A 24,580-nucleotide genomic window follows, 5' to 3' on the forward strand; every position below is an offset into this window, starting at 1 on the left:
ATGGCCACCGAAGAAACCCTCGTCCTCGTCAAGCCCGACGGCGTCGCCCGCGGACTCACCGGTGCGATCCTCGCCCGGATCGAGGCGAAGGGCTACGCCCTCGTCGACATCCGCTTGGTCGATCCCGACCGCGATCTTCTCGCAGCGCACTACGCCGAGCACGAGGGAAAGCCGTTCTACGAGCCGCTGCTCGAGTTCATGCTCTCCGGCCCTTCCGTCGCCATTCGTCTCGCGGGCAACCGTGTGATCGAGGGCTTCCGGTCGCTCGCGGGCACGACCGACCCGACCACGGCCGCTCCTGGCACGATCCGCGGCGACTTCGGCCGCGACTGGGGCCTGAAGGTGCAGCAGAACCTCGTGCACGGATCAGACAGCCCCGAGTCCGCGGCGCGCGAACTCGGCATCTGGTTCGACTGACGATAAACACGAAGCCCGCCCCCACGATCGTCGTGCGGGTGGGCTTCGTCGTTTGCGTCGAGGTCAGAGGATCATTCCGATGACCTCACCGAGAAGGTCGAGACCGCGCATCTGAACGAGCAGGATGATGATCGCGTAGGCGAGGATCGTCGCGAGCGGTACCCACACCATCAGCTTGTTCGCGCGCTCCTGCACCGCTTCGTTGCGAGTGAACGTGCCGTTGCGCGTCAGATGCACCATCGTGGCGAAGAACGTCGGGATCGTGACGGCCCAGGTGAGCATGCACCATGGGCAGAGCACTCCGAGATTCGTGGCGTACAGGCTCTGGCCGATCAGCCAGCAGACGAACCCGAACGCGAAGGTGATTCCGGCGCCGAATGTCGCCCAGAACCAGCGCGGGAACGTGGCACCGGCGAGAATCGCGACTCCGACGACGAAAGGTGCCATCCATCCGGTGAGGCCGATGATGGGGTTCGGGAATCCGAAGATCTCACCCTGCCAGGAATCGAGGTTCTTCCCGCATTGGATCATGACGCTGACGTTGCAGCTGAGGTCGGCGCTCGGATTCTCGAGTTGGATGAACTTGTCGATGGTGAGTTGGAAGGCGGCGAACCAGCCCAGAACGCTGGCGATGATCAGCCAGACGGCGAAGACGACGGGGCGGGGACGTGGCTCGCTCATATCTGGATTATCTCAGCGTCGGCTATGCGCGGGACGTGAAGCGCGCGGCGCGCGCGAGGTCGGATGCCGCGAACGGGCGAACTTGGTGCGATAATGATCTGTGATGCACCGCACGGCCTTGCCGTGACACGCATCGACGCAGACTTCGGGGTCCTATGCCCCACGTGACCAGAGCCATGAGCCGGTCGCACACCGTGTGAGTTCGCGGCACCTGCGGGTGTCGCACGAGATTTCGCGGAGCACTCAGTGCCCCGCGCAGGGAGTAAGCCAGAGATGGCCGATGACAACAATGACAACAACGCCTCCACCCTCGACTTCCCGGCTGACGCCGCGGATTCTCTGACGGAACACGCGGCGCCCCCCGAGGATGCCGCCGACGACGTGACCGCCGAGGACGCCACCGAGGCGATCGACGCGCCCGACGAGACGGCTCCAACTGTTGCCTCGACATCCGCTGAAGCGTCTGTCGAGGACGCGCCGGTTGAGGACGCGCCCGTCGAGGACGCGCCCGTCGACGAAGCGCCTGTTGATGAAGCGCCTGTTGATGAAGCGCCTATTGAGGAAGCGCCTGTTGAGGACGCGCCTGTTGAGGACGCGCCTGCAGAGGAAGCATCCGTAGAGGCTGCGCCTGCAGAGGCTGCGCCTGTCGAGGATGCTCCCGAAGAGGCTGCTCCCGTCGCCACGCCGGCCGCGCCGGAGCCGCTCACCGCGGTTTCTCTCGGGCTCCTCCCCGAGGTGTTCGTGTCGCAGGTCTCCACCCGCCTCTCCTTCTACGCTCCTGAGATCGTGCCGCTCCCGGCCCGTCAGGGGCGCGAGCGCAACTTCGATCGCAATGCGGACCGGAGCTTCGATCGTGAATTCGACCGCAACGTCGAGCGGGACCAGGACGAGCCGGCATCCGCTCGTCGCGGCCGTCGCCGTCGTGGCGGAGTCGAGGTCGACGAGCAGCAGCGCGAAGAGCCGCGTCAGCGCCAGCGCGTCGTCGAGTACATCACCGAGCCGAAGGCCATCAAGGGCTCGACCAGGCTCGAGGCGAAGAAGCAGCGCCGTCGCGACGGACGCGACGCCGGTCGCCGGCGTCCCGTGGTGACCGAGGCCGAGTTCCTCGCCCGCCGTGAGTCCGTCGACCGCAAGATGGTCGTCCGCTCCAAGAACGGCCGCACCCAGATCGGTGTCCTCGAGGACGGCGTTCTCGTCGAGCACTACGTGGCCCGCAACCAGGACGCATCCCTGATCGGCAACGTCTACCTCGGACGCGTGCAGAACGTGCTCCCGAGCATGGAGGCCGCGTTCGTCGACATCGGCCGCGGCCGCAACGCCGTGCTGTACTCCGGTGAGGTCGACTGGGACGGCGTCGAGACGGGCAACCAGCCCCGCCGCATCGAATTGGCGCTCAAGCCCGGCGATCGCGTGCTCGTGCAGGTCACCAAGGACCCCATCGGCCACAAGGGCGCCCGACTGACCAGCCAGATCTCGCTCCCGGGCCGCTACCTCGTGTACGTGCCCGGCGGCTCGATGAACGGCATCAGCCGCAAGCTCCCCGACAACGAGCGTGCGCGCCTCAAGCGCATCCTCAAGGAGGTGCTCCCCGAGTCCAGCGGCGTGATCGTCCGCACCGCGGCCGAGGGCGCCACCGAGGACCAGCTGACGCGCGACGTGCAGCGTCTCACCACGCAGTGGGAGCACATCCAGAAGCAGGTCGAGAATCAGCAGGCTCCAGCACTGCTGCACGCCGAGCCCGACCTGCTCGTGAAGATCGTCCGCGATGTCTTCAACGAGGACTTCACGAAGATGCTCATCCAGGGCGATGAGTCCCAGGGGACCATCCGCGCCTACCTCGAGAGTGTCGCCCCGGATCTTCTGGAGCGCGTCGAAGCCTACGAGGACGAGACCGATCCTTTCGATGCCTTCCGCATCACCGAGCAGATCGAGAAGGCCCTGGACCGCAAGGTCTGGCTGCCCTCCGGCGGTTCGCTCGTGATCGACCGCACCGAGGCGATGACCGTCGTCGACGTGAACACCGGCAAGTTCGTCGGCTCCGGCGGAAACCTCGAGGAGACCGTCACCAAGAACAACCTCGAGGCCGCCGAGGAGATCGTCCGCCAGCTGCGGCTGCGCGACATCGGCGGAATCATCGTCGTCGACTTCATCGACATGGTGCTCGAGTCCAATCGCGACCTCGTGCTGCGCCGCCTCATCGAGTGCCTCAGCCGCGACCGCACCAAGCACCAGGTCGCCGAGGTCACCTCGCTCGGCCTCGTGCAGATGACCCGCAAGAAGCTCGGTCTCGGGCTGCTCGAGACCTTCAGCGAGGCCTGCGAGGTCTGCGCCGGCCGAGGCGTCATCGTGCACCACGACCCGGTCGTCAAGCACCGTGCCAGCACGAACGGCAACGGCCAGAGCAGCAGCAACAATCGCCGTCAGCGCGGCGGCAACGGACAGAGCCAGAGCGCTCCGCCCGCGAGTACCGTCACGCACAGCATCCCCGAGGGCGCGAAGTCAGCGCTCGCGCAGATCGCCGCCTCCACCGTCGCGCCCCGCGTCGAGGAGACCCCGGATGCGGCTCTCGCCGTAGAGCCGGTGCAGGCTGCTCAGCCGGAGCGCGCGAAGAAGCCGCGCAAGAAGCGCAACTCGGAGCGCAACGCACCCAAGTCCCCGGCCGAGCAGCTGCTCGACTCGGTGCTCGATGCCCTTCCTGAGCCGAAGGCTCCGGGTCAGGGACGCGGGCGCCGTCGGGTGAGCACGGCCGCGCTCACCGGCACTCCGGTCTCGGTGAACGCCGAGGCCTCAGCGCCGGTCGCGAGCGGGAATCCGGAGTCCTGAGGCGATCAGTCTCCGGACCAGTTCCTTGCCGCCCACCGGCTCGGCGCCTGCGGCGACGAGCCGGGGGATGAGCTCTGCGGGAACGTCGTAATGGTCGAGGTCGAAGGATCGCGCGGGAACGTCGTGGGCACGGGCGAAGTCATGCAGCTCCGCCAGGCTCGCGTCGCTGACGAGGTGCGCCCAGAGCCGGCCGTGCGCGGGCCACAGCGGGTCGTCGACGAGAACGGTCACGTCGCCAAGCCTATTCGCGTCCGGCAGGCGATCGGCCGACCAGACACACCGACCGGCTCGCTTTGCGACATGGTCCTGCATCCGGTAAAGTAGTCCCTTGGTGCGTATGCCGTTCCGTCCTCGTCGGGCGGTGCGGAAAGTCTTGTGTTCGCACCCATCGCCCCGCGATGAATGCAAGCAACAGTCTTCCCGTGAGATTCTCGGAGCCGCGAGCTCCCCAACGAAACAGGTATGAAGTGGTTTACGCAGTAGTGCGCGCCGGTGGCCGGCAGGAGAAGGTGGAGGTCGGCACCATCGTTCAGCTCGACCGTGTTCGGGCTGCCCAGGGCGAGAACATCGAGCTGCCCGCCGTGCTGCTCGTCGACGGCACCACGGTGACCACCGACGCTGACACGCTGGCGAAGGTCAAGGTCACTGCTGAGGTCATCGGCAACCTCCGCGGCCCGAAGATCATCATCCAGAAGTACAAGAACAAGACCGGCTACAAGAAGCGCCAGGGCCACCGTCAGGAGCTCACGCGCGTCAAGATCACCGGCATCAAGTAAGCACGGAGGAGACTAAGACATGGCACATAAAAAGGGCGCGAGCTCTACCCGTAACGGTCGTGACTCCAACGCACAGCGACTTGGCGTCAAGCGCTTCGGCGGTCAGCAGGTTCTCGCCGGCGAGATCATCGTCCGCCAGCGCGGCACCCACTTCCACCCCGGCGTGAACGTCGGCCGTGGTGGCGACGACACGCTGTTCGCTCTCGCAGCGGGCGCAGTGCAGTTCGGCGCGAAGGGCGGCCGCAAGGTCGTCAACATCGTCGCCGCTGCTGAGTAATCACAGCACAGCATTTCATCCGGTTCGGGGCGGGCTTCGGCTCGCCCCGTCCGTGTATCCAAGGGGAGTTTTCGACATGGTTTCATTCGTCGACACCGTGACGCTGCATCTGCGCGCGGGCAAGGGCGGCGGTGGCTGTGTCTCGGTGCACCGGGAGAAGTTCAAGCCGCTCGGCGGCCCCGACGGCGGCAACGGCGGCGACGGCGGTGACATCGTGCTCGTCGCGGACCCGCAGACCGGCACGCTGCTGACGTACCACCACTCTCCGCACCGCTCTTCGGGCAACGGCGGGCCCGGTATGGGCGATCACCGCTCCGGTGCGCTGGGCGAGACTCTCGAGCTTCCCGTTCCCGTCGGCACTGTGGTGAAGAACCCGGCCGGTGAGGTACTGATCGACATGATCATCCCTGGCGAGCGATTCGTCGTCGCCAAGGGCGGACAGGGCGGTCTCGGAAACGCGGCACTCGCCTCTCCGAAGCGCAAGGCGCCCGGTTTCGCGCTGCTGGGCACACCCGGCTTCGAGGGCGATGTCGTCCTCGAGCTGAAGACAGTGGCGGATGTCGCTCTCGTCGGTTACCCCTCTGCCGGGAAGTCGAGCCTGATCGGCGCGATCTCGGCCGCTCGCCCGAAGATCGCCGAGTACCCCTTCACGACGCTGCATCCCAACCTCGGCGTGGTGCAGGCCGGTGAGTCCCGCTACACGGTCGCCGACGTGCCAGGGCTGGTCGAAGGCGCGAGCGAGGGCCGCGGTCTCGGCCTCGAGTTCCTCCGCCACGTCGAGCGCTGCTCTGCCCTTCTGCACGTCCTGGACTGCGCGACGCTGGAGCCCGGCCGAGACCCGATCTCCGATCTCGACGTGATCCTCGCCGAGCTCGCCGCCTACGAAGTTCCCGAGGGGCAGACGCCGCTGCTGGAGCGCCCGCAGCTCATCGCGCTCAACAAGATCGATGTGCCGGAGGCCCGCGATCTCGCCGAGCTGGTCCGCCCCGACCTCGAGGCGCGTGGCTTCCGAGTCTTCGAGATCTCCACGATCTCCCACGAAGGACTCCGCCCGCTGACCTACGCGCTCGGCGAGATCGTCGAGAAGCACAAGGCCGATACTGCTGTCGACGTGACCCACGAGCGCGTCGTCATCCGGCCGAAGGGCTCCAAGAAAGAATTCACGATCCGCATCGACGGCGGCTCGTACGGCAACTACTACCGCATTCTCGGCGAGAAGCCGGTGCGCTGGATGCAGCAGACGGATTTCCAGAACGAAGAGGCGATCGGCTACTTCGCCGACCGCCTCGAGAAGCTCGGCGTCGAAGACGAACTGTTCCGCCTCGGCGCAACTCCCGGTTCGACCGTGGTCATCGGCGAGGGCGACAGCATGATCTTCGACTGGGAGCCGACCATGCGCTCGGCAGCCGAGCTGATGACCGCTCCTCGCGGTACCGACCCGCGTCTCGCCCCCAATGCGCGCCGCACGACATCTGAGCGCCGTGAGCAGTACTACGAGCGGATGGATGCCAAGGCAGAAGCACGTGCGGAACTGGAGGCCAAGCGTCGCGCCAGCAATCTGGGAGCCGACGAGTGACGGCTCGCGTCAGAGCCGACCTCGCGACCGCCACGCGCATCGTCGTGAAGGTGGGCTCCTCCTCGATCAGCGGTGAGTCCTCCTGGCGCATCCCGGTGCTCGTGGAGGCGCTGGCAGCGGCGCACGCACGCGGCGCAGAGGTGGTGCTCGTCTCCTCCGGTGCGATCGCGTCCGGCATCCCGCTCCTGAACCTCGATGCGCGGCCCACCGACCTCGCCACGCAGCAGGCGGCGGCAGCGGTCGGTCAGAACGTGCTCATCTACCGCTACCAGGAGGCGCTGCACAAGTTCGGGATCATCGCCGGCCAGGTGCTGCTGACGACGGGTGATCTGGAGAATCCGACCTCTCGCAGCAATGCCCGTCGTGCGATGGAGCGGCTGCTGGGGCTGCGGATCATCCCGATCGTCAACGAGAACGACACGGTGGCGACCCAGGAGATCCGCTTCGGCGACAACGACCGCCTGGGTGCGCTCGTCGCGCAGCTGGTCGGGGCGGATGCTCTGGTGCTGCTCAGCGACATCGAGTCGCTGTACACGAAGCCGCCGTCTGACCCCGGTGCGCAGCCGATCGACGTCGTCGCTGCGGATGCCGACCTTTCCGGCCTCGAGTTCGGCGCGACGGTCGTGAACAGCGTCGGCACCGGGGGAGCGGCGACCAAGGTCTCTGCGGCACGGCTGGCTGCCGCATCCGGGATCGGGGTGCTGGTCACCAGCGCCGATCTCGTCGACAGAGCCCTCGCCGGCGATGACATCGGCACCTGGTTCGAACCCGCCGCTGACTAAACTGGGCGGATGACCGACCAGACCCCGCAGGTGCGCCTGGAGCGCGCCAAGGAGGCCTCACGTGCCACGGCCGCACTCACCAGCGACGACAAGGTGCGTGTGCTCGAGGCGATCGCGGTCGCGCTGGAGGCGGAAGCCCCGCGGATCATCGCGGCGAACGATCGAGACATCGCCCGTGGCCGCGAGGAGGGCATCGGCGAATCGCTGATCGACCGGCTCCGTCTGGACGAGAAGCGGGTGAGCGACCTGGCAGCCGCCGTGCGCCAGATCGCCGCTCTCCCTGATCCGGTCGGCCAGGTCGTCGGCGGGCATCGGATGCCGAATGGTGTCGCCCTGCAGCAGATCCGAGTGCCTTTCGGGGTCGTGGGCGCCATCTACGAGGCCCGCCCGAACGTGACCGTCGACATCGCCGCTCTCGCGCTGCGCTCCGGCAATGCGGTCGTGCTGCGCGGCGGGAGTGCCGCTCGCGACTCGAATTCGGTGCTCGTGCAGGTGATGCGCGATGCCCTGGAGGGCGGCGGTGTCACCGCGGAGGCGATCCAGACCGTGGATGATTTCGGTCGGGATGGTGCGAAGGCGCTGATGCACGGTCGTGGATTCATCGACGTGCTCGTGCCTCGCGGCAGCGCGGGGCTGATCGAGACGGTGGTCACCGAATCGACGGTTCCAGTGATCGAGACCGGTGCCGGCAACGTCCACATCGTGCTCGACGAGACCGCGCCGGCCGACTGGGCGCGCGACATCGTCGTCAACGCCAAGGTGCAGCGGCCGAGCGTGTGCAATGCCGTGGAGACCGTCCTCGTGCTGCGGCAGGCGGCTCCGAGCCTGATCCCGCTCGTCGCGAGCGCGCTGCAGAGCGAGGGCGTGGCGATCCACGGTGACGACATCGTGGCCGGACTCGTCACCGGTGTCATCCCCGCGACCGAGGAGGACTGGGCGACCGAGTATCTGAGCCTCGACATCGCCATGAAGGTCGTCGATTCCCTGGACGACGCGCTCGACCACATCCGCCGGTACAGCACGGGGCACACCGAGTCGATCATCACGACAGACTCACGCAACGCCGAGCGTTTCCTCGCCGAGGTCGACTCCGCAGTGGTGATGGTGAACACCTCCACGCGGTTCACCGACGGCGGTGAATTCGGATTCGGCGCCGAGGTGGGCATCTCGACGCAGAAACTGCACGCGCGCGGCCCGATGGGGCTCAGCGAGCTGACGAGCACGAAGTGGCTGGCGCGCGGATCGGGGCAGACCCGCGGCTGAGCGATAGGATGGACAGGCGTCTTCTCGCACCCGGTCACGAACGGAGTCAGGATGAACCTCATCGCACAGATCGCGATGGCTGCAGCGGAAACCGAGCATCACGGAAACGTCGCGCTCGAAACCCTCATCTTCGGTGTCATCGCCGCGCTCGGATTCGCCTTCCTCGGGTTCGTGACCCTCTCGTACCGCAACGTGGCCAACCGTCACTCGGCGAAGGCGGAGGCATGGGCGGCGAAGCACGGCAAGGACGGCCACGGGGCGGGGCACGGCCACTAGGCCCCCATGGAGACCTCGCGTGCTCCGCGCATCGGCGTGATGGGCGGTACCTTCGACCCGATCCATCACGGTCACCTGGTCGCAGCCAGCGAGGTCGCGCACTCTTTCGATCTCGACGAAGTGATCTTCGTCCCGACCGGACGACCGTGGCAGAAGGAAGAGGTCACGGCCAGCGAGCACCGCTATCTGATGACGGTGATCGCAACGGCCTCGAACCCTGATTTCACCACCAGCCGGGTCGATATCGACCGCGAGGGGCCGACGTACACCATCGACACGTTGCGCGATCTGAAGCGAGATCGACCCGACGCAGAGTTCTTCTTCATCACCGGTGCGGATGCCGTAGCGCAAATTCTCAGTTGGAGAGACCATGATGAGTTGTGGGACTTGGCGCATTTCGTCGCGGTCTCCCGTCCAGGGCACGTCCTGAGCACGGACGGACTCCCGGGAGATCACGTCAGTCAGTTGGAAGTGCCGGCACTGTCGATCTCGTCGACGAACTGCCGGCAGCGGGTCCGCGAAGATGAACCCGTCTGGTACCTCGTTCCCGACGGAGTCGTTCAATACATCGCAAAGCATCATCTGTATCGGAGCAAGGCATGAGTACATCGGATCAGCAAGGACACGGTCCGCTGACGCGCAAGCAGTTGCGCGAGATCCGGCTGACCGGTTCCACGCCCGTCATCACGGCGGAGGAGGCAGCCGCTGCGGCGGCGCCGCCGGTGGTTCCGCCGGTCTCACAACCTGTCGCACCGGTCGAGCAGACCGCGTCCGTCGATGAATCCGACGAAGCGGCGGGGCGACTGACGCGCCGCCAGGTGCGCGAGCAGGAGCGGATCCGAACGGGTTCGGTCCCCATCGCAGATCCTGCGCCCGAGACTCCTGCCGAAGACCTCATCTCCATCGAAACGGCGGATGCCGAGGCGCCTGAAATCGTCGAGGCTGTCGAGCTCGCTGAGACCGTCGAGGCCGTGCCGCCCGCGGAGCCCGCCGAGGCCGTGCCGCCCGCGGAGCCCGCCGAGGCCGTCGAAGCCGAGATGGTCACCAGCGTTCCGCTTTTCAGCAGAATTGAAGACTCCGCAACGCCCGGAGAAGAATCCGCCGCCGCGGACGCTCCTGCGGAAACCGACGGGGTCGGCACGCTCTTCGAAGACACTTCCCGGGAATCAACGGAAGACGACGAAATCGCGCCGGCCGCGGTCGACGATACGAATGTCCGCGCCGAGGAACGACCCACGGTGAGCCCCGCCTTCGGGCGAGGACTGCTCGGTGATGACGCCGACCACAAGCCGTTCGCCCCTTCCTTCGACGAGCTGCTCACGGTGAACGACTCGACCGGATCGCAGCACATCGCACCCAGCGCACTGATCTTCACGCAGTCCCCGGGAGAGGGGTCCCTCTCGGGTCCCGTCGCCTCCACCGGTGAAGTGCTCGTCACCGGCTCTTACGAGCTGCCCCAGGGGCTCGGGTCCCAGGGGCACGCACACGGGACCACCGACGGCAAGGACGTCGACGCGGTTCTCATCGACGGTGAACTGGCGCCGGCATCCTCGCCGACGCCGATCGCCGCGAGCGCCGCGATCAGCACGATGAAGTCCGCCGGTGAAGTCATCCGCCCCCCTGCCCCTGAGAAGGGCAACAAACTCATGCTGACTCTGGCGATCACCGCCGGTGGTCTGGCCCTCGCACTGGCGGTCGCTCTCATCGTCGCCTTCACCACGAATGTGTTCTGATGCAATCACCTGAAACCGCCGAAGAGATGCTGCAGCTTGCAGCCAACGCCGCCGCCTCGAAGGGCGGAGAGGACCTCGTCGCGCTCAACGTCTCCGAGCCGCTTCCGCTCGTCGACATCTTCCTGCTCGTCACCGGAAACAGCGAGCGGAACGTCGCCGCGATCGCTGATGAGATCGAAGACACCCTCATCGAGGCCGGGCACAAGCGCGTGCGCCGCGAAGGCCGGTCGGAGGCCCGCTGGGTGCTCCTGGACTTCGGCGACCTCATCGTGCACGTCTTCCACCAGGAGGAGCGGGTCTACTACGGCCTGGAGCGCCTCTGGAAGGACTGCCCTGTCGTTCCGATCCAGCTCGCGGAAACGGTCACGGGGGAGTAGCACTCCGCCTCGACCCCCGCGCAGACACGCTCGAGGAGTTGCCGCTCGTGGAAAATACGACCGGCCCGATTCACACGCCTGATTTCGCGCACACCGATGCCGAAGTCGTCTTCGGCGACCTCGGAGCGCTGCTGCTCGACGCCGGCATGTCGGTGACCGATGTTCGGGCGTCGCTCGAGCAGGTGCGCGATGCGACAGCGCCCGAAGAAGCGCTGGCGTTCGCCGTCCTGCCCCAGCACGTCCTCGTCAGTCGGCCGCGCACTGCGGGGGCGACAACGATCGGAGCCTCGACGGGCGCGGAACTCACCTTCCGCCAGTCCGCGCATGCCAGTCGCCTCGCCAGGCGACTCGAGGTCGGCAAGCTCAGCCTCGATCAGGTTCCGCCGCACGTCGAACGGATCCGCGGCCTGCCCCGCCGGCACCCGACACTGCAGTGGCTCGTGGGCGGCGGACTGCTGTCGATGGGCCTGGCCATGCTGTTCCGCTGCCCGTGGTGGGCGATCGTGCTGGCGTTGCTGGTCGGAGCCCTGGTCGGCTTGATCTCGACGCTCATGTCGAGGTTCCGCCCCGCGGCTGCGATCGTGCCGTTCGTGGCGAGTTTCGTCTCGACGGTGCTCGTCGGAGCCGCAGATGCCTGGCTCGATCTCGGGCCGGTGCCGCTGTTCGCGGTCTGCGCGCCGATCGCATTGCTCGTTCCTGGGGCGTTGATCACCAATGCGCTGCTCGAACTCACCGCTGCCGACATCGTGACGGGGGCGGCGCGTCTCACCTACGGGATCATCATGCTCGGCTTCATGAGCGCGGGGATCTTCGCCGGCGGAGCGATCACCGGCCTGCGCATCGATCCGGATTCGGCGGCGCTCGTCGGCCAGGCGGCCGGAGTCACCGCGGATCACGGCGGGTGGCAGGCGCTGCCGCCGCTGTGGCTCTCCTGGATCGGTGTGGTCTTCCTCGCGGTCGGCATCGGTCTCGCCTTCGGAGCCGGGTTCCGTCTGACGGTCGTGAGCGTTCTTGTCATGACCTGCACCTACGCGGCGCTGGTCGTGCTCACACCGTTCACGGGTAACACCGTCGCGACCGGGATCGCGGCGGCACTGCTGTTCGTCGCGGCGCGCCTCCTGGAACGCGTGACGCTCGCCGTGCCGGCGACCGTGTCCTTCCAGCCCGCTTTCCTGCTTCTCGTGCCCGGCACCGTAGGACTCGTCGCCATGACATCGTTCGATGCCGAAGCGCTGGCGGCTGCACCGATGATCTTCGTGAGTCTCTGCATCGGCACGAAGGTGGGGGCATTGATCGCGGATGCGGCGCGCATCACGCACTCAGCCCCTGGCCCCGTGGCCTGAGTTCCCCAAGCCACCGGCGCAGAGGGCGGCTTCCGAACTGCGATACGGTTCACAGATGGGTTCCCTTCTGTACGACGGCGAAGATCGCCCGATCCACATCGACGATCGTGCACTCGCGCACCTCAAGGTGGTCATCGCCACCAAGCTCCGTCGCCAGGAGAGCTTCACCCTGTCCTGGAAGCACTCGGACAGCGAGCCCGGCGGTCGGTCGACGATCTGGCTGCATCCTTCGATTCCTCTTCGGTTCGTCTTCGACGAGGAGGAGCCGCCCGAGTTGAACATGCAGTGGGTCGAAGATCTGATGCACTCAGCCAATTCGACGGGAGGCATCATGCTCGTCGATGAAGTGCTCGACGTCTGAGAACATCTGACTGCTGTGGGCAAAACTGTCAAGGGTCTTTTCTTGTCCTGACAGCGCTCGGACAATCTCCCTGGGAGTAAACCTTGGAGGGATGTCAGATGTCTGAAACGCCGGATCCGCGCTACTCATTGCGCAGAGTGACGTCGACGGAGTGGGTCATCAATGACTTTCGCTATGAGGCGCATGATCCACGTCATGTGGTGGCCTGTGTGTACGAACTCGAGGAGACCGAGGTCGAGGTCGTGTGGTTGCGCGACTTGCCGCTCGCTTCCCGCTACTCCTCGCCGTTCGATGTGCTCGAGGAAGTGGAACGGGTGAACAGTGTGAGTCGAGCGACCCGACCCGTCGCCATCCCGCATCTGCCGCCGCTTCTGGCGACGTGAGGGCACCGATCATTCTTCTCCGCCGTTGTTCTCGGCCGCTCCGCCGAGCCAGCCGCGACGGCGGAAGACGATGTACGCCACCACGTCGAGCACGATGATCGAGACGCCGACCGCCACCCAGCCGTACTCCCATCGCAGGAGCGGCAGGTTCTTGAAGTTCATGCCGTAGAGGCCGCCGATCACGGTCGGGATCGCCAGCAGCGCGGCATACGCGGAGATCGTTCGCATGTCCTGGTTCTGGCGGGTGGCGACATTGCTCTCATGACTGGAAACCAGAGCGTCGAGAGAGGCGTGCTCGTTGGCGGAGAGTTCGGCAACGCCCGTCGCGTCGAGTTCGAGATGATGGAAGTAAGGGCGCAACTTAGGGCGATCCGCCGTTGCCGCTTCGAACTCCTGGCGAGCGGCCCTGAGCGCCTCGGACAGGCCGGTCGCGGCCCGATCGATGCGCCCGATCCGCCGACGCAGACGGTAGATGCGCTGATAGTCCTCATGGACGCGGTTGTCGAAGACGTCCGCCTCGAGTTCGTCGAGGTCGCCTTCGACTTGAGCGGCGAGCTCGACGAAGTCATGCACGATGGCGTCGAGAACTCGATACGCCGCGGTGATCGGCGAATCCACGAGTACCGGCCCGGGGCCTGCGAGCAACGCGTCAAGGTCGCGAATCTCATCGATGTCGCCGCGTTGGATCAGAAGCAGCACATCGCCGTTCCAGATGAGCGCCAGATCCACGTCGGTCGTCGCCGACTCGACTCCGCCTCGATCGACATCCCAGATCGACAGATACAGGTGGTCGCCGAAGGTCTCGAACTTCGGCTGCTGTCGATGCTCGCCCAGGTCGCCGAGTATGAGCGGGTGGAGTCCGAACTGAGCCTGCGCCACTTCCAGTTCGGCGCGAGAGGGGTTCACCAGGCGGTGCCATGGTCTCGTCATCGCGCGCCGCCGGTCAGAATGCGTCGCGCTCGTCGTCCTCTGAGCCGCCGGCAGCGAGACGATCGGCTGTGGCGCTGTCGATCAGATCGTCGTCGATGTCGGGATCGAGCGTGGTCTCTCCGTCCACCTCGGTGGTGACGAGGTCATCGTCGAACGGCTTCTCGTCCGGTGTCTCGTCAGCAGGGAGGGGAATGATCGGGGGGATGATGTTCGACATGATCGCGTCCTTTCGCCGGGTTGTCCGTCGACTGTAACCACGAAAGGACTGTGCGCCCGAGCCGCTTGACCGATGGTGCGGGTGGCGCTATAAGCCGCGCCGGAGCGACTGTCAGCGACTCGTCGGCGCGCCGTAGCGTGCCACCATCGTCCGTGCCGCTTCGTCCACCACATCGTGCGTCTCGGCTTCGTCGAGCGACCAGTTGCCGTGGATGAGGCGTGGCCAGAAGACGACGGTGGAGATCATCCCGAGGAACTGTGCTGCCGCAACGTCGGGGTTCTCGACGATGGCGGTCCCGGCCACATTCGCCGTCTTGAAATAGCGCGCCAGCGCAGTGAGGACGGGCAGCGTGCCGAAATTGAAGGTGCGTTCGCGCAACTCCGGGAATCTCGGCAGGTTGGCGATCACGACCCGGATCAAGTCCTCCATCTGAGGGCGCGACAGCAAATCGGCATAGGCGAGTCCCAGGACGACCAGGCCGGCGTGAAAGTCTTCGGAGGGTGGATCTGCGAATTCGCCGCCAGGAACATCGCCTGCCGCGAGCACCGTCGCTTCGAAGAGTTCTGCCTTCGTCGGGAACTGTTTGAACAGCGTCGCCTTGGAGACCCCGGCGTTCTCGGCGACGCGCGCCAGCGAGGTCCGATCGTACCCATGCTCGAGGAACAGGGTGGTTGACGCATCCAGGATCGCCGCACGGTTGGCGGCCGCGACGCCTCGGTGGTACTGGGAGAGTGCTCGTGCCATGCGCCCAGTATGACACAGAGGTGAGTCACTTGACTCACCATAACGAAAGGAGTACCGTCCCGTAGTGAGTCAGCCGACTCACCTCATGTAAAGGAGCCGAACATGGCCAAGCTCATCTACTCGATGTTCACCTCGCTCGACGGCTACGCCGAAGCGGCGGAGGGCGATCTCGGCAGCGGCGCCGAGGATGAGGAGGTGCACACGTTCATCGGTGACACGTTCCGTCACCTGGGTACCTATCTCTACGGACGGCGGATGTACGAGACGATGGTCTTCTGGGAGACCGCGCACGCCCTGCCCGATGTGCCGCCGTACATCGCGCAGTACGCACGCGACTGGCAGGCCGCGGAGAAGGTCGTCTACTCGACCACGCTCGAGTCGGTGTCGAGCGCGAAGACCCGGATCGAGCGGTCATTCGACCCGGACGCTGTGCGCCGGCTCAAGGCGGAGTCCGATCACGACCTCAGCGTCGACGGCCCGACGCTTGCTGCACACGCGATCGCTGCCGGCCTGGTGGATGAATACCACCTCTTCATCACCACGAGCGTCGTGGGCGGGGGCAAGCGGTTCTTCCCCGATGGCGTACGTCTCGATCTCGACCTGGTCGAGCAGCGTGCCTTCGAAAACGGGCTGCTCTATGTGCGCTACCAGACCCGCTGACCGCACGAAAAAACCTTGCTGGCGCTGACGCCGAGCAAGGTTTGATCGTTCTGATTCGGTGGACCTGAGGGGATTCGAACCCCTGACCCCCTGCATGCCATGCAGGTGCGCTACCAACTGCGCCACAGGCCCAAACGCTGCCCCGTAGAAGCCGGGGCAACTCGAATAGCGTACTACACGGATCGGGCGAAGGGCCAATCGAACAGCCTGCCTGTGGCACGAGGGGCGAGCGGATTAGGCTGACCCCGTGACGAGTATCCGAGCGATCCAGCAAGACGACTTCGAGGAATGGTCCGTTCTGTGGTCCGGATACCTGCGGTTCTATGAATCCGAGATCGCGGACGATGTCACTCGCGCCACGTTCGATCGTCTCGTGAAAGACCGCGAACTGCACGGCGCGCTCGCAATCGACGAAGAGGGGCATGCGATCGGCCTGGTGCACTGGCTGACGCACGCGGCGACGTGGAGCACGGGGGAGTACTGCTATCTCGAGGACCTGTTCGTCGCCCCGGATGCCCGTGGCAGCGGTAGCGGTCGGGCGATGATCGCGCACGTGCGCGAATGGGCCGAACAAGCCGGTTGCGCGAAGCTCTACTGGCTCACGCAGGAGGGCAACGCGACCGCGCGTACCCTCTACGACCGCGTCGCGACGAACACGGGGTTCACGCACTACCAGATCTCGCTCTGAGTTCGAGCGGCGGAACAACTCCGAGGCTCGGGGCGTTCACTCCATGGTGAGCATTCTTGAGAGCGTGGTGATCGGTGCAGGTCAGGCCGGGCTCTCCGCGTCGTACCACCTCACGAGACTCGGGATCGATCATGTCGTCCTCGACGCGGATGCCGAAGCCGGGGGCGCCTGGCGGCACCGCTGGGACGCGCTGACGATGCAGGACGTGCACGGGGTGGCCGAACTCCCCGGTTCGGCCCCGCCGCCGCGGAACAGCGAACGGGCGAATATGGCCGTTCCGGCATACTTCGCGGAGTACGAGCGTGCGCACGCGCTCCCGATCGTGCGACCGGTGCGTGTCGATCAGGTGACGGACGACGACGGTATCCTCGTCGTGCATGCCGGCGAGCGCACCTGGAGCACCCGTACCCTCGTGAACGCGACCGGCACGTGGACCCAGCCGTTCATGCCGCACTACCCCGGGATGGAGACCTTCCTCGGCGAACAGCTGCACACGGTCGACTACCCCGGCCCCGAGCATTTCCGCGGCAGACGAGTGCTCGTCGTCGGCGGCGGAGCATCGGCTGTGCAGTTCATCGGCGCGCTCGCGCCGATCACCGACACGCTCTGGGCGACCCGGCGCGAGCCCGTCTGGATCACCTCCGACTTCACCCCGGAGGCGGGTGCCGCCGCTGTCGCTCTCGTCGAGCAGCGCGTCGCCCAGGGGCTCCCACCGCAGAGCGTGGTCAGCGTCACCGGCCTCATGCTGCGCGCTCAAGAGCGAGAGGCTGAGCGGCGGGGAGCGTATGCCGCACGACGACCGATGTTCTCGCGCATCGAGCCTGACGGGGTCCGCTGGGCCGATGGTGCGTTCGAGCGCGTCGACGTCATCCTCTGGGCCACCGGCTTCCGCCCGGCGATCAGTCATCTGGCTCCCTTGCACCTGCGCAGCGCAGCGGGCGGTATTCAGCTCGACCGCCATGGCCGCGGCACGACTGCGGTCGGGGACCCTCGCGTGCAGATGGTCGGGTACGGCCCGTCTGCGAGCACCATCGGGGCGAATCGTGCGGGTCGAACCGCGGCGCGCGGCGTACAGCATCAGCTCGCCGCGTCGGGCGCGCTGCAGGACACGGACCGAGCCATCTCGCTACGCTGAGCGCATGCTCCGTATCGTCTTCACGATCATCTGGCTGTTGCTCTCGGCCTGGCTCATCATCTGGGTCGGGGAGGGCCTGTTCGGAGTGAATCAGCGTCAGTCGATCCTTCCGTTCGGCGGCGACAAGCTCGGCGCCCCGATCATGATCGGCGTGGCCTGGGGGCTCCTCCTCACCTTCGGCGGCACGATGGGCGGCCTCGGCCGCCGCAAGCGCGTGCGCGGCGACGCGCAGATCGGCGTCGGGCGGATCGTCGAGGTCTCACGCACCGGCCTCACGGTCAACGACGTGCCGCAGTACGACCTGTTCATCCGCGTGACGCCGCGCATGGGCGACGAGTTCGTCGGTCAGCTCCGGATGCTGGTGGATGCGAGTGAATTTGGGATGCTGCAGGTCGGCCAGCCGCTGCCGGTGCGCTACAGCATGACCGATCAGGACACGGTCGAGCTCGCCGACCTCACCGACCCGACGGTGCGCGAGGCGATGCTGAACTGGCGCATCGAGCGCGGTCTCCTCGATCCACGACTGGTGAAGGCGCGCACCACGGGAACTCAGGTGCCGGCATCGGTCCTGACCGTGCGACCGACCGGGCGACGCCGAGAGGGGCAGAGCGAGCTCGCGCTTCGGGTGCTGATGGCACCGGAGGGCCTGTCGACGTGGGAGGCGGACACCACGGTGTTCGTGCACCCCGACGCGATCTCGAGATTCCAGGTCGGCGCGCCGATCTGGGCGTTCTACCGCAGGGAAGATCCCCAGACGGTCGCCGTCACGATCGAGAAGGAGGAGGGGCGATGAACCCGATGGACACGCTCATCTGGCTGATCAACTTCCCGGTCGCGCACGGCTACGCGATGGTCTTCATCGCAGGCTTCTCCCTTCTCGGGCTGTTCGCGATGTCGGCCCGCGGCACCGCACCAGGAGGGCGGCTGCGCAGCATCCGTGAGCGGGAGGGCCTGCTGACGCTCGATGCGCGACCACGGGGTGAGTTTCTCGGTCGTCTCAGTCGAATCGTCTTCCGGGTGCTCGCCTTCCTGATGCTCGGTTCTCTGATCCTCGGCATCCTGGGTCTGACCGGAGTGCCGGTCACCCGCGCCTACATCCACGAGAACGGCCGTCCGACCACCGCGACCATCGATGGGGACTGGGTCACATTCACCACCGCAGACGGCGTCGAGTACACCCTCGAGAGCAATTTCTTCACCCCGTCCGTCTACCCTGCGCGTGACGCCATCCCATCGAGCGGGAGCGTCGTCGTGCGCTACCTTCCGAGCCACCCGCAGGCGTTCGTCATCGACGGCTCGCAGCGGCCTCGCTGAGCACCGACCAGAGGAGACCTCATGTCCCGCATCATCGTTTTCGGCGGCCACGGCCGCATCGCCCTTCTGCTTGCCCCGCTGCTCGTCGCACGTGGTGACGAAGTCACGGCGATCATCCGGAATCCGGCGCACGCCGCCGAGGTCGAGCAGACCGGGGCGACGCCCGTGGTGGCCGATATCGAGGAATTGGATGTCGCCGCTCTCGCCGACCTGATCCGCGCCCACGATGCGGTGGTCTGGTCGGCGGGTGCCGGAGGTGGTGCTCCGCAGCGGACCTATGCCGTCGATCGCGATGCCGCGATCCGAACGATGGATGCGGCGGAAGCCGCCGGCGTCCGCCGCTACGTCATGGTGTCGTGGCTCGGATCGACCGCCGAGCACGGAATCCCCGAGGACGACGGCTTCTTTCCCTACGCCGACGCGAAGTGGGCGGCAGACGAGTATCTGCGAGGGACGGATCTGGAGGGCACGATCCTCGCCCCCGGTACGCTCACGCTCGACTCCTCGACCGGGCGGATCGAACTCGACCCTTCGGATCGCGGCGCAGTGTCCCGTGCCGATGTCGCCGCCGTGATCGCCGCAACGCTGGAAGCGTCGCCCACGATCGGACGGACCATCCGCTTCGGCAACGGAACCCCGGAATCCTCCGAGCCGATCGACGTCGCCCTCGCCCGCTGACCGGCGCGTCGCCCGCTCGCTCAGCGACCGGAGAAAAGGCGTCGTAGGCTGGACGGATGCGCCGAAACCTCACCGTCCGGGTTGCCGGAGCGTTGATGGTCGCCGTCGCAGCGCTCACTCCCGCGGCCGCGTCGGCGGATCTCGAGCGCGCCGGCGTGGTCGACACCGCACGGAAGAGCGGTCCGGCTGACCGGGCCGAGACGATCGTCTCGGCGATGAGCGTCCAGGAGCAGGCGGCGAGTGTCGTGATGGGGCACATTCCGAGCACGGACGCGGCCACGCTCAGCACCTTCATGTCGGCGGAGAATCTCGGCGGATTCATCCTGATGGGGTCGAACGTTCCCGGTTCAGAAGCCGAACTGCTCGGGGTCACCGCGGCGCTCACGATCGATCCCGAGCTTCCGCCCCTCATCGCCATCGACCAGGAGGGCGGCGACGTTTCGCGCATCGGCTGGGACGATTTCCCCGCCGCGCCCACCCTCAAGGACTCGACCCCGGCGGCCACCTCGGCGGCGTTCGCTGCCCGCGCCTCGCTCGTGGCGCGCGGGGGAGCGAACGTGAATTTCGGCATCGTCGCGGATACGACCGCCGACGGCTCGTCGTTCATCTTCAGTCGTTCCCTCGGGGCCGACCCTCAGAGTGCGGCAGATCGGGTCGCCGCCGCTGTCACCGCCGAGGAGCAGTTCCTCGCCTCTACACTGAAGCATTTCCCGGGGCACGGTGCGGCACCGGGAGATTCTCACCAGCAGATCCCCTCCACCGCCATGACGATCGAGCAGTGGCGCGCGGCGGATGCGCTGCCGTTCATCGCCGGGATCGATGCCGGCGCATCCCTGCTCATGTTCGGGCACCTCGCCTACACGGCGGTCGACCCCGCGCCTGCGTCTCTTTCCGCCCGGTGGCACGAGATCGCCCGTGAGGAACTCGGATTCGACGGTGTGATCATCACCGACGATCTCGGCATGCTCCAGTCGACCGGTATTCCGGCATACGCGGATCCGGTCGCGAACGCCGTCGCGGCGCTGGCCGCCGGCACCGACCTCGTACTCACCATCGCTCACTCCACACCCGAGACCGCCGCACAGCTGACGGCCGGAATCGTCGCTGCCGTCGAGGCGGGAGCCCTCCCCGTGGAGCGGCTTCAGGAAGCGGCGGAACGGGTGCTCACGTTACGGCTGGAACTCGCGGGGGCCGGCTCAGGGTGGGCGCTCTGCGCGGAGTGCGCGCCCGTCTCCTGACCCAGCCAGGCGCCGAGCAGCCGCCTACGCAGCAACGCGCCGCGATCGGCGAACCCTCGCTGCCGACGCACGTACTCCGCTTTTCCGTCGACGGTCTCGATCCGAACCGGTTCGACACCCCACGCGGTGAGGTCGTACGGCGCCGCCTGCATGTCCAGCAGCCGGATGTCTCTGGCCAGCTCGAACGTGTCGAGCAGCAGCTCGCCGGGCACCAGCGGCCCGAGCTTCATCGCCCACTTGTACAGATCCATCCCGGCGTGCAGGCACCCCGGCTGCTCGAACAGCGGCTGCACATCACGGCTGAGGTCGTTGCGGTTGCGCGGCACCGCTTCCGGCGTGAAGACGCGGAACGCGTCGAAGTGCGTGCAGCGCAGTTCGTGACTCTCCACCACCGCGTCGGTCTCGGCCTGCCCGAGACGCAGCGGCGCCGGATGGCGGTGTTCCTTGTCTCGGTAGACCATCGCCCATTCGTGCAGGCCGAAGCAGCCGAACTGGCCGGGTCGCGACGCGGTGCGGCGCAGCATCCGCTCGATCAACCCCGCGAGGTCCGGCTTCTCGCGTGCGAAGGCGGCCGCATCGGGGACGGCGGAATCGGCAGAGGAGCCGGGGGAGTACCAGCGCCAATCCACCCGCTCCGGGGCCTGCTCGAGTTCGACCCCGGCGCCCGGGTGCCAACGACGTATCTGGGCGGGCTTGTACGAGTAGTACGTGAACAGGAAGTCCCACACCGGATGCTTCTCGCCGCGTGCCGACCGCGCGCGGTGCTCGGCGGTCAGCTGGTCCGCGCGCTCGTGGTGCGCCCGTTCGAGCTCCGACCAGTCGCTGCGTGGGAGGGCCATCTCAGCGCAGGATGCCGACATCACCGAGCAGATCGCGCAGACCCGCGCCGTCCTCGGCGCTCACCCACGGGGCCGGGTCGTCAGCATGCGGCTCGGGGTCGGCGCGCCCACCCGCGAGCACGGCTTCCGCAGGCAGCAGGCGACGGATGGCGACACCGGCGACGGAGTCGGGATGCTCTTCCATGAACTGCGTGTAGATCGACTCGTCATGCTGCCCGTCGTCGCCGATCAGCAGCCATTTCACATCGGGGAACTCGGTCGCCAGCCGACGCAGGTTCGTGAGCTTGTGCTCTCGGCCGCTGCGGAACCAGCGGTCGTGGGTCGGACCCCAGTCGGTGAGCAGCATGGCGCCGGCGGGGAACAGGTGCCTCCCGAGGAACCGGCGCAGGGTCGGCGCCACGTTCCAGGCGCCGGTGGACAGGTAGATCATCGGGGCACCGGGATGCTCCCGGAGGAGCTGATCGAGCAGGACCGCCATTCCCGGGACGGGCAGGCGGGCGTGCTCGTCGACGACGAACGAGTTCCAGAAGGCGATGAAGGGCCGGGGGAGCGCGGTCACCATGACGGTGTCGTCGACGTCCGAGACGACACCGAACCGCACGCCGTCTGCGGCGATGAACGCGGTGGACTCGACGGGGTCCTGTCCTTCGACCGACATCGTGAAGCTCTGCCAGCCGGCGGGGAGGTCGGCCGCGATCGAGGTGTCGATGACGCCGCCACGATCGGCCACGACTTCGTGCACCTTGCCGCCGATATCGATGCTGACCGTGGCGAAGCTCACCGGGATTCCGACGAAGCTGCGCCAACCGCGCACGCTCGCCGGTTCGCCGTTCTTGGTCGCGCGTTGCGGGCGCACGATGAGCACACGGCCGGTGACGCGCACCCAGCCGGCGCCGCCATAGCCGGGGAAGGGCAGGATCGTCGCGGCACGGCCGCGACGGCGCGCGCGGCCCTCGCGCCACACGTGAAGACGGTGCTCGAGTCGCGCGAACCAGTGGATCCGGGGTGCCGGGGGAACTTTTGGCATCGGTTCAGTCTTTCACGTCGGTCGCGGCATCCGCGTCCGGAGTCTCGAGGTGGCGGGCCTCGAGGCGTGAGATGACCTTCTTACCGACGAACACCGCAATCAGGAACAGCGCGATGATGCCAACGAAGATGTATCCCGCATAGTGGACCCGGTCGGCGAGCTCGTCGAAGCTTCCGGCCGCCAGAGACGTGACGCTCACGTAGGCAGTGGCCCACAGCAGGCACGCGGGTGCGGTCCACGCGAGGAAGCGGCGGTACGAGTAGTGGCTCATACCCACGGTGAGTGGGACGAGCGAGTGGAGCACCGGCAGGAAGCGCGACAGGAAGATTGCGATGCCGCCTCTGCGCGCGAGATAGCGCTCTGCGCGCACCCAGTTCTCCTCGCCGACCCGTCGGCCGACCCAGGAAGCGCGGATATGCGGACCGATCCATCTGCCGAGCCAGAAGCCGATGCTCTCGCCGATCAGCGCACCGACCACGACGGCGACGACCATCGCGACCGCTTCGGGGAGGCTCGTGATGCCGATGGAGGCGATGAGGACCACCGTGTCGCCTGGGAACACCAGGCCGATCAGGACGCTGGTCTCCAACATCACGGCGAGCCCCGCGACGAGCGTGCGGGCAACCGGGTCGATGGACCGCATAAAGTCGATCAACCACGGCACGATCTCATCCACTCCATGAGGATACGGGACGCATCGCGGCTCTACCCTGGAAACGTGCCCGATCGCCTGAGTAGTCGCGTCCTGTCCGGGTGGACCGACCCTTCCGCGCTGTTCATGGCGCTCGAGTCCGTCTCGCCGGACGTGTTCTGGCTGGATGCCGGGACGGCCGCCCGCGAGGGCTGGAGCTTCATCGGCACCGGCGAGCGCGTCGGGGATCCGGATGCTGTGCGCATCGACTCGGTGACGGGAGGCGATGCCGACGCTCCGCCGTTCCTGGGCGGCTGGGTGGGCTGGTGCGACTACGAGAGCGGCGCCGCGGCGGCCGGGGCGCCGACTTCCGCGAGCGTGGGGAGGTCGTGGCTGCGCGCCCGCCGGGTCGTGGCCTTCGATCACGCGGCCGATCGTGTCTGGGTGCTCGCGGAGGAAAGCGATCTGGACGAGTGGGCGGCGCTCGTGGCGGAACCGCGTGCCGTGGCATCCGCCGTCCCCGTCTCGACTGACGTTGCAATTTCTGCGCTGGCCAGACACGAGCCCGCAGAATACATGCAGCTCATCGAGCGCTGCCGCGAGCTGATCAGGGCGGGCATCGCCTATCAGCTCTGCCTGACCACGCGGTTCACCGTTCCAGGGCAGCATGATGCCGTCGCCGCCTACCTTCGACTCCGCGCCGCGACGCCGGCGCACCACGGGGGGTTCGTGCGCATCGGCGGGCGTGCTCTGCTCAGCGCGAGTCCTGAGCAGTTCCTGCACGCGGCCGGAGGCGTCATCCGCACCCGCCCGATCAAGGGAACCCGACCCCGCAGCGCGGATGCGGCGGAGGACGCGGCTCTCGCCGCAGAACTCGCCGTGAACGCCAAGGAGCGGGCCGAGAACGTGATGATCGTCGATCTCATGCGCAACGACCTCTCCCGGGTGTGCGAACCGGGGTCGATCCGGGTGGACGCGCTGTGGCAGGTGGAGAGCTACCCGGCCGTGCATCAACTGGTGAGCACCGTAAGCGGGAAGGCGGCGTCGGGCACGACGGTCGCCGAACTCCTCGAGGCGACCTTTCCGGCGGGGAGCATGACGGGGGCGCCGAAGCTCTCGGCGATGACCCGGCTGCACGAATTGGAGGGCGGGCCCCGGGGCATCTATGCCGGATGCTTCGGATACGTCGGCGTCGACGGCGCACTCGACCTGGCGATGGTGATCCGCAGCATCGTGATCGAGCAGACCGCTGCCGTGGTGGGCGCCGGTGGCGGGATCACCTGGGGATCGGTGCCGGCAGCCGAAGTCGCCGAGGTCGCCACGAAGGCCAGGGCGCCGCTGGCGGCACTCGGCGCCGTCCTGCCCGGACACTGGGGTTCGGATATCCTGAACTGACCCCACTTTCTTCTCA

The 24,580-nt window shown here is 67.0% G+C and carries 30 protein-coding genes and 1 tRNA gene; 22 read left to right on the plus strand and 9 right to left on the minus strand.

Annotation, left to right across the window (positions count from 1 at the left end; all coding sequences use genetic code 11):
* Positions 1–417, plus strand: coding sequence for a nucleoside-diphosphate kinase (ndk, locus tag MRBLWO13_RS13165; RefSeq protein ID WP_102192635.1), 417 nt, complete (start codon positions 1–3; stop codon positions 415–417).
* A gap of 63 nt (positions 418–480) precedes the next feature.
* Here ndk and MRBLWO13_RS13170 read toward each other — a convergent pair whose 3' ends face one another.
* Positions 481–1,098: a vitamin K epoxide reductase family protein gene (locus MRBLWO13_RS13170; protein ID WP_341974446.1), complete on the minus strand. Its 618-nt coding sequence runs from the start codon at positions 1,096–1,098 to the stop codon at positions 481–483.
* A 273-nt stretch (positions 1,099–1,371) separates the two neighbouring features.
* Between MRBLWO13_RS13170 and MRBLWO13_RS13175 the strand changes: the two genes are divergently transcribed.
* Positions 1,372–3,921, plus strand: a complete 2,550-nt coding sequence (locus MRBLWO13_RS13175; RefSeq protein WP_341974447.1) for an Rne/Rng family ribonuclease — start codon at positions 1,372–1,374, stop codon at positions 3,919–3,921.
* Here MRBLWO13_RS13175 and MRBLWO13_RS13180 read toward each other — a convergent pair.
* Positions 3,886–4,152, minus strand: a complete 267-nt coding sequence (locus tag MRBLWO13_RS13180; RefSeq protein WP_341974448.1) for a DUF4031 domain-containing protein — start codon at positions 4,150–4,152, stop codon at positions 3,886–3,888. The genes MRBLWO13_RS13175 and MRBLWO13_RS13180 overlap by 36 nt on opposite strands.
* Before the next feature lie 236 nt (positions 4,153–4,388).
* Between MRBLWO13_RS13180 and rplU the strand changes: the two genes are divergently transcribed.
* The 12 genes from rplU (at position 4,389) to MRBLWO13_RS13240 (ending at position 13,068) form a co-directional block, all read left to right on the plus strand.
* On the plus strand, positions 4,389–4,697 hold the full coding sequence (rplU, locus tag MRBLWO13_RS13185) for a 50S ribosomal protein L21 (protein WP_341974449.1): 309 nt from the start codon (positions 4,389–4,391) through the stop codon (positions 4,695–4,697).
* Positions 4,698–4,716: 19 nt separating this feature from the next.
* Positions 4,717–4,974 carry a 50S ribosomal protein L27 gene (gene rpmA, locus MRBLWO13_RS13190; RefSeq protein WP_028501603.1) on the plus strand — a complete coding sequence of 86 codons (258 nt, stop codon included), beginning with the start codon at positions 4,717–4,719 and terminating at the stop codon, positions 4,972–4,974.
* A 76-nt stretch (positions 4,975–5,050) separates the two neighbouring features.
* Positions 5,051–6,550 (plus strand): GTPase ObgE, encoded by a 1,500-nt coding sequence (gene obgE, locus MRBLWO13_RS13195; RefSeq protein WP_341974450.1) that lies wholly within the window; start codon positions 5,051–5,053, stop codon positions 6,548–6,550.
* Positions 6,547–7,332 (plus strand): glutamate 5-kinase, encoded by a 786-nt coding sequence (gene proB / locus MRBLWO13_RS13200; RefSeq protein WP_341974451.1) that lies wholly within the window; start codon positions 6,547–6,549, stop codon positions 7,330–7,332. Before obgE ends, proB begins: the two co-directional genes overlap by 4 nt.
* 9 nt (positions 7,333–7,341) lie before the next feature.
* Positions 7,342–8,595, plus strand: a complete 1,254-nt coding sequence (locus tag MRBLWO13_RS13205; protein WP_341974452.1) for a glutamate-5-semialdehyde dehydrogenase — start codon at positions 7,342–7,344, stop codon at positions 8,593–8,595.
* A 51-nt stretch (positions 8,596–8,646) separates the two neighbouring features.
* Positions 8,647–8,871 carry a hypothetical protein gene (locus MRBLWO13_RS13210; protein ID WP_102192627.1) on the plus strand — a complete coding sequence of 75 codons (225 nt, stop codon included), beginning with the start codon at positions 8,647–8,649 and terminating at the stop codon, positions 8,869–8,871.
* Between the two features lie 6 nt (positions 8,872–8,877).
* A complete protein-coding gene (gene nadD / locus MRBLWO13_RS13215) occupies positions 8,878–9,474 on the plus strand; it encodes a nicotinate-nucleotide adenylyltransferase (protein ID WP_341974453.1) in 597 nt (198 codons plus the stop codon).
* Complete coding sequence (locus MRBLWO13_RS13220; protein ID WP_341974455.1) at positions 9,471–10,604, plus strand: hypothetical protein; 1,134 nt, start codon at positions 9,471–9,473, stop codon at positions 10,602–10,604. The genes nadD and MRBLWO13_RS13220 overlap by 4 nt, the downstream gene beginning before the upstream one ends.
* Positions 10,604–10,981 carry a ribosome silencing factor gene (rsfS, locus tag MRBLWO13_RS13225; RefSeq protein WP_341974456.1) on the plus strand — a complete coding sequence of 126 codons (378 nt, stop codon included), beginning with the start codon at positions 10,604–10,606 and terminating at the stop codon, positions 10,979–10,981. The genes MRBLWO13_RS13220 and rsfS overlap by 1 nt, the downstream gene beginning before the upstream one ends.
* A 47-nt stretch (positions 10,982–11,028) precedes the next feature.
* A complete protein-coding gene (locus tag MRBLWO13_RS13230) occupies positions 11,029–12,324 on the plus strand; it encodes a threonine/serine exporter family protein (protein WP_341974457.1) in 1,296 nt (431 codons plus the stop codon).
* Positions 12,325–12,379: 55 nt separating this feature from the next.
* On the plus strand, positions 12,380–12,685 hold the full coding sequence (locus MRBLWO13_RS13235) for a hypothetical protein (protein ID WP_341974458.1): 306 nt from the start codon (positions 12,380–12,382) through the stop codon (positions 12,683–12,685).
* 98 nt (positions 12,686–12,783) lie between these two features.
* Complete coding sequence (locus tag MRBLWO13_RS13240; protein ID WP_341974459.1) at positions 12,784–13,068, plus strand: hypothetical protein; 285 nt, start codon at positions 12,784–12,786, stop codon at positions 13,066–13,068.
* A gap of 9 nt (positions 13,069–13,077) precedes the next feature.
* On the opposite strand, the gene MRBLWO13_RS13245 is transcribed toward MRBLWO13_RS13240, so the two are convergent.
* From MRBLWO13_RS13245 to MRBLWO13_RS13255, 3 genes are all read right to left on the minus strand, one after another.
* Positions 13,078–13,998: a CorA family divalent cation transporter gene (locus MRBLWO13_RS13245; protein ID WP_341974460.1), complete on the minus strand. Its 921-nt coding sequence runs from the start codon at positions 13,996–13,998 to the stop codon at positions 13,078–13,080.
* A gap of 13 nt (positions 13,999–14,011) precedes the next feature.
* Complete coding sequence (locus tag MRBLWO13_RS13250) at positions 14,012–14,215, minus strand: hypothetical protein (protein ID WP_341974461.1); 204 nt, start codon at positions 14,213–14,215, stop codon at positions 14,012–14,014.
* Between the two features lie 111 nt (positions 14,216–14,326).
* The gene (locus MRBLWO13_RS13255) at positions 14,327–14,959 is read right to left on the minus strand and encodes a TetR/AcrR family transcriptional regulator (protein WP_341974462.1); all 633 of its coding nucleotides are present in this window, start codon (positions 14,957–14,959) and stop codon (positions 14,327–14,329) included.
* 102 nt (positions 14,960–15,061) lie between these two features.
* On the opposite strand from MRBLWO13_RS13255, the gene MRBLWO13_RS13260 reads away from it, so the two are divergent.
* The gene (locus MRBLWO13_RS13260) at positions 15,062–15,619 is read left to right on the plus strand and encodes a dihydrofolate reductase family protein (RefSeq protein WP_341974463.1); all 558 of its coding nucleotides are present in this window, start codon (positions 15,062–15,064) and stop codon (positions 15,617–15,619) included.
* Positions 15,620–15,678: 59 nt separating this feature from the next.
* Here the strand turns inward: MRBLWO13_RS13260 and MRBLWO13_RS13265 are convergent.
* Positions 15,679–15,751: transfer RNA gene (locus MRBLWO13_RS13265), tRNA-Ala, on the minus strand.
* A gap of 115 nt (positions 15,752–15,866) precedes the next feature.
* On the opposite strand from MRBLWO13_RS13265, the gene MRBLWO13_RS13270 reads away from it, so the two are divergent.
* Genes MRBLWO13_RS13270 through MRBLWO13_RS13295 form a run of 6 tightly spaced genes read left to right on the plus strand, consistent with a single transcriptional unit; the run spans position 15,867 to position 20,672 of the window.
* Complete coding sequence (locus tag MRBLWO13_RS13270; RefSeq protein ID WP_341974464.1) at positions 15,867–16,307, plus strand: GNAT family N-acetyltransferase; 441 nt, start codon at positions 15,867–15,869, stop codon at positions 16,305–16,307.
* Between the two features lie 46 nt (positions 16,308–16,353).
* Positions 16,354–17,442, plus strand: coding sequence for an NAD(P)-binding domain-containing protein (locus tag MRBLWO13_RS13275; protein WP_341978397.1), 1,089 nt, complete (start codon positions 16,354–16,356; stop codon positions 17,440–17,442).
* A 4-nt stretch (positions 17,443–17,446) separates the two neighbouring features.
* Positions 17,447–18,235 (plus strand): hypothetical protein, encoded by a 789-nt coding sequence (locus tag MRBLWO13_RS13280; RefSeq protein ID WP_341974465.1) that lies wholly within the window; start codon positions 17,447–17,449, stop codon positions 18,233–18,235.
* Positions 18,232–18,756, plus strand: coding sequence for a hypothetical protein (locus tag MRBLWO13_RS13285; RefSeq protein ID WP_341974466.1), 525 nt, complete (start codon positions 18,232–18,234; stop codon positions 18,754–18,756). Before MRBLWO13_RS13280 ends, MRBLWO13_RS13285 begins: the two co-directional genes overlap by 4 nt.
* A 21-nt stretch (positions 18,757–18,777) precedes the next feature.
* Entirely contained in the window at positions 18,778–19,434 is a 657-nt protein-coding gene (locus tag MRBLWO13_RS13290) for an SDR family oxidoreductase (RefSeq protein WP_341974468.1), read from the plus strand.
* Positions 19,435–19,490: 56 nt separating this feature from the next.
* On the plus strand, positions 19,491–20,672 hold the full coding sequence (locus MRBLWO13_RS13295) for a glycoside hydrolase family 3 N-terminal domain-containing protein (RefSeq protein WP_341974469.1): 1,182 nt from the start codon (positions 19,491–19,493) through the stop codon (positions 20,670–20,672).
* Here the strand turns inward: MRBLWO13_RS13295 and MRBLWO13_RS13300 are convergent.
* From MRBLWO13_RS13300 to MRBLWO13_RS13310, 3 genes are read right to left on the minus strand one after another with little or no spacing between them, the layout of a single operon-like run.
* The gene (locus MRBLWO13_RS13300; protein ID WP_341974470.1) at positions 20,576–21,511 is read right to left on the minus strand and encodes a 3-methyladenine DNA glycosylase; all 936 of its coding nucleotides are present in this window, start codon (positions 21,509–21,511) and stop codon (positions 20,576–20,578) included. The two genes, MRBLWO13_RS13295 and MRBLWO13_RS13300, sit on opposite strands and share 97 nt — an antisense overlap.
* Before the next feature lies 1 nt (position 21,512).
* On the minus strand, positions 21,513–22,538 hold the full coding sequence (locus tag MRBLWO13_RS13305) for a phosphatase domain-containing protein (protein WP_341974471.1): 1,026 nt from the start codon (positions 22,536–22,538) through the stop codon (positions 21,513–21,515).
* 4 nt (positions 22,539–22,542) lie between these two features.
* Entirely contained in the window at positions 22,543–23,214 is a 672-nt protein-coding gene (locus MRBLWO13_RS13310) for a DedA family protein (RefSeq protein WP_341974472.1), read from the minus strand.
* 42 nt (positions 23,215–23,256) lie between these two features.
* Here MRBLWO13_RS13310 and MRBLWO13_RS13315 point away from each other — a divergent pair, with 42 nt between their 5' ends.
* Entirely contained in the window at positions 23,257–24,564 is a 1,308-nt protein-coding gene (locus MRBLWO13_RS13315) for a chorismate-binding protein (protein ID WP_341974473.1), read from the plus strand.
* The last annotated feature ends 16 nt before the right edge of the window (positions 24,565–24,580 follow it).

This window comes from Microbacterium sp. LWO13-1.2, assembly GCF_038397725.1.
In the GTDB taxonomy this organism is placed as follows: Bacteria; Actinomycetota; Actinomycetes; order Actinomycetales; family Microbacteriaceae; genus Microbacterium.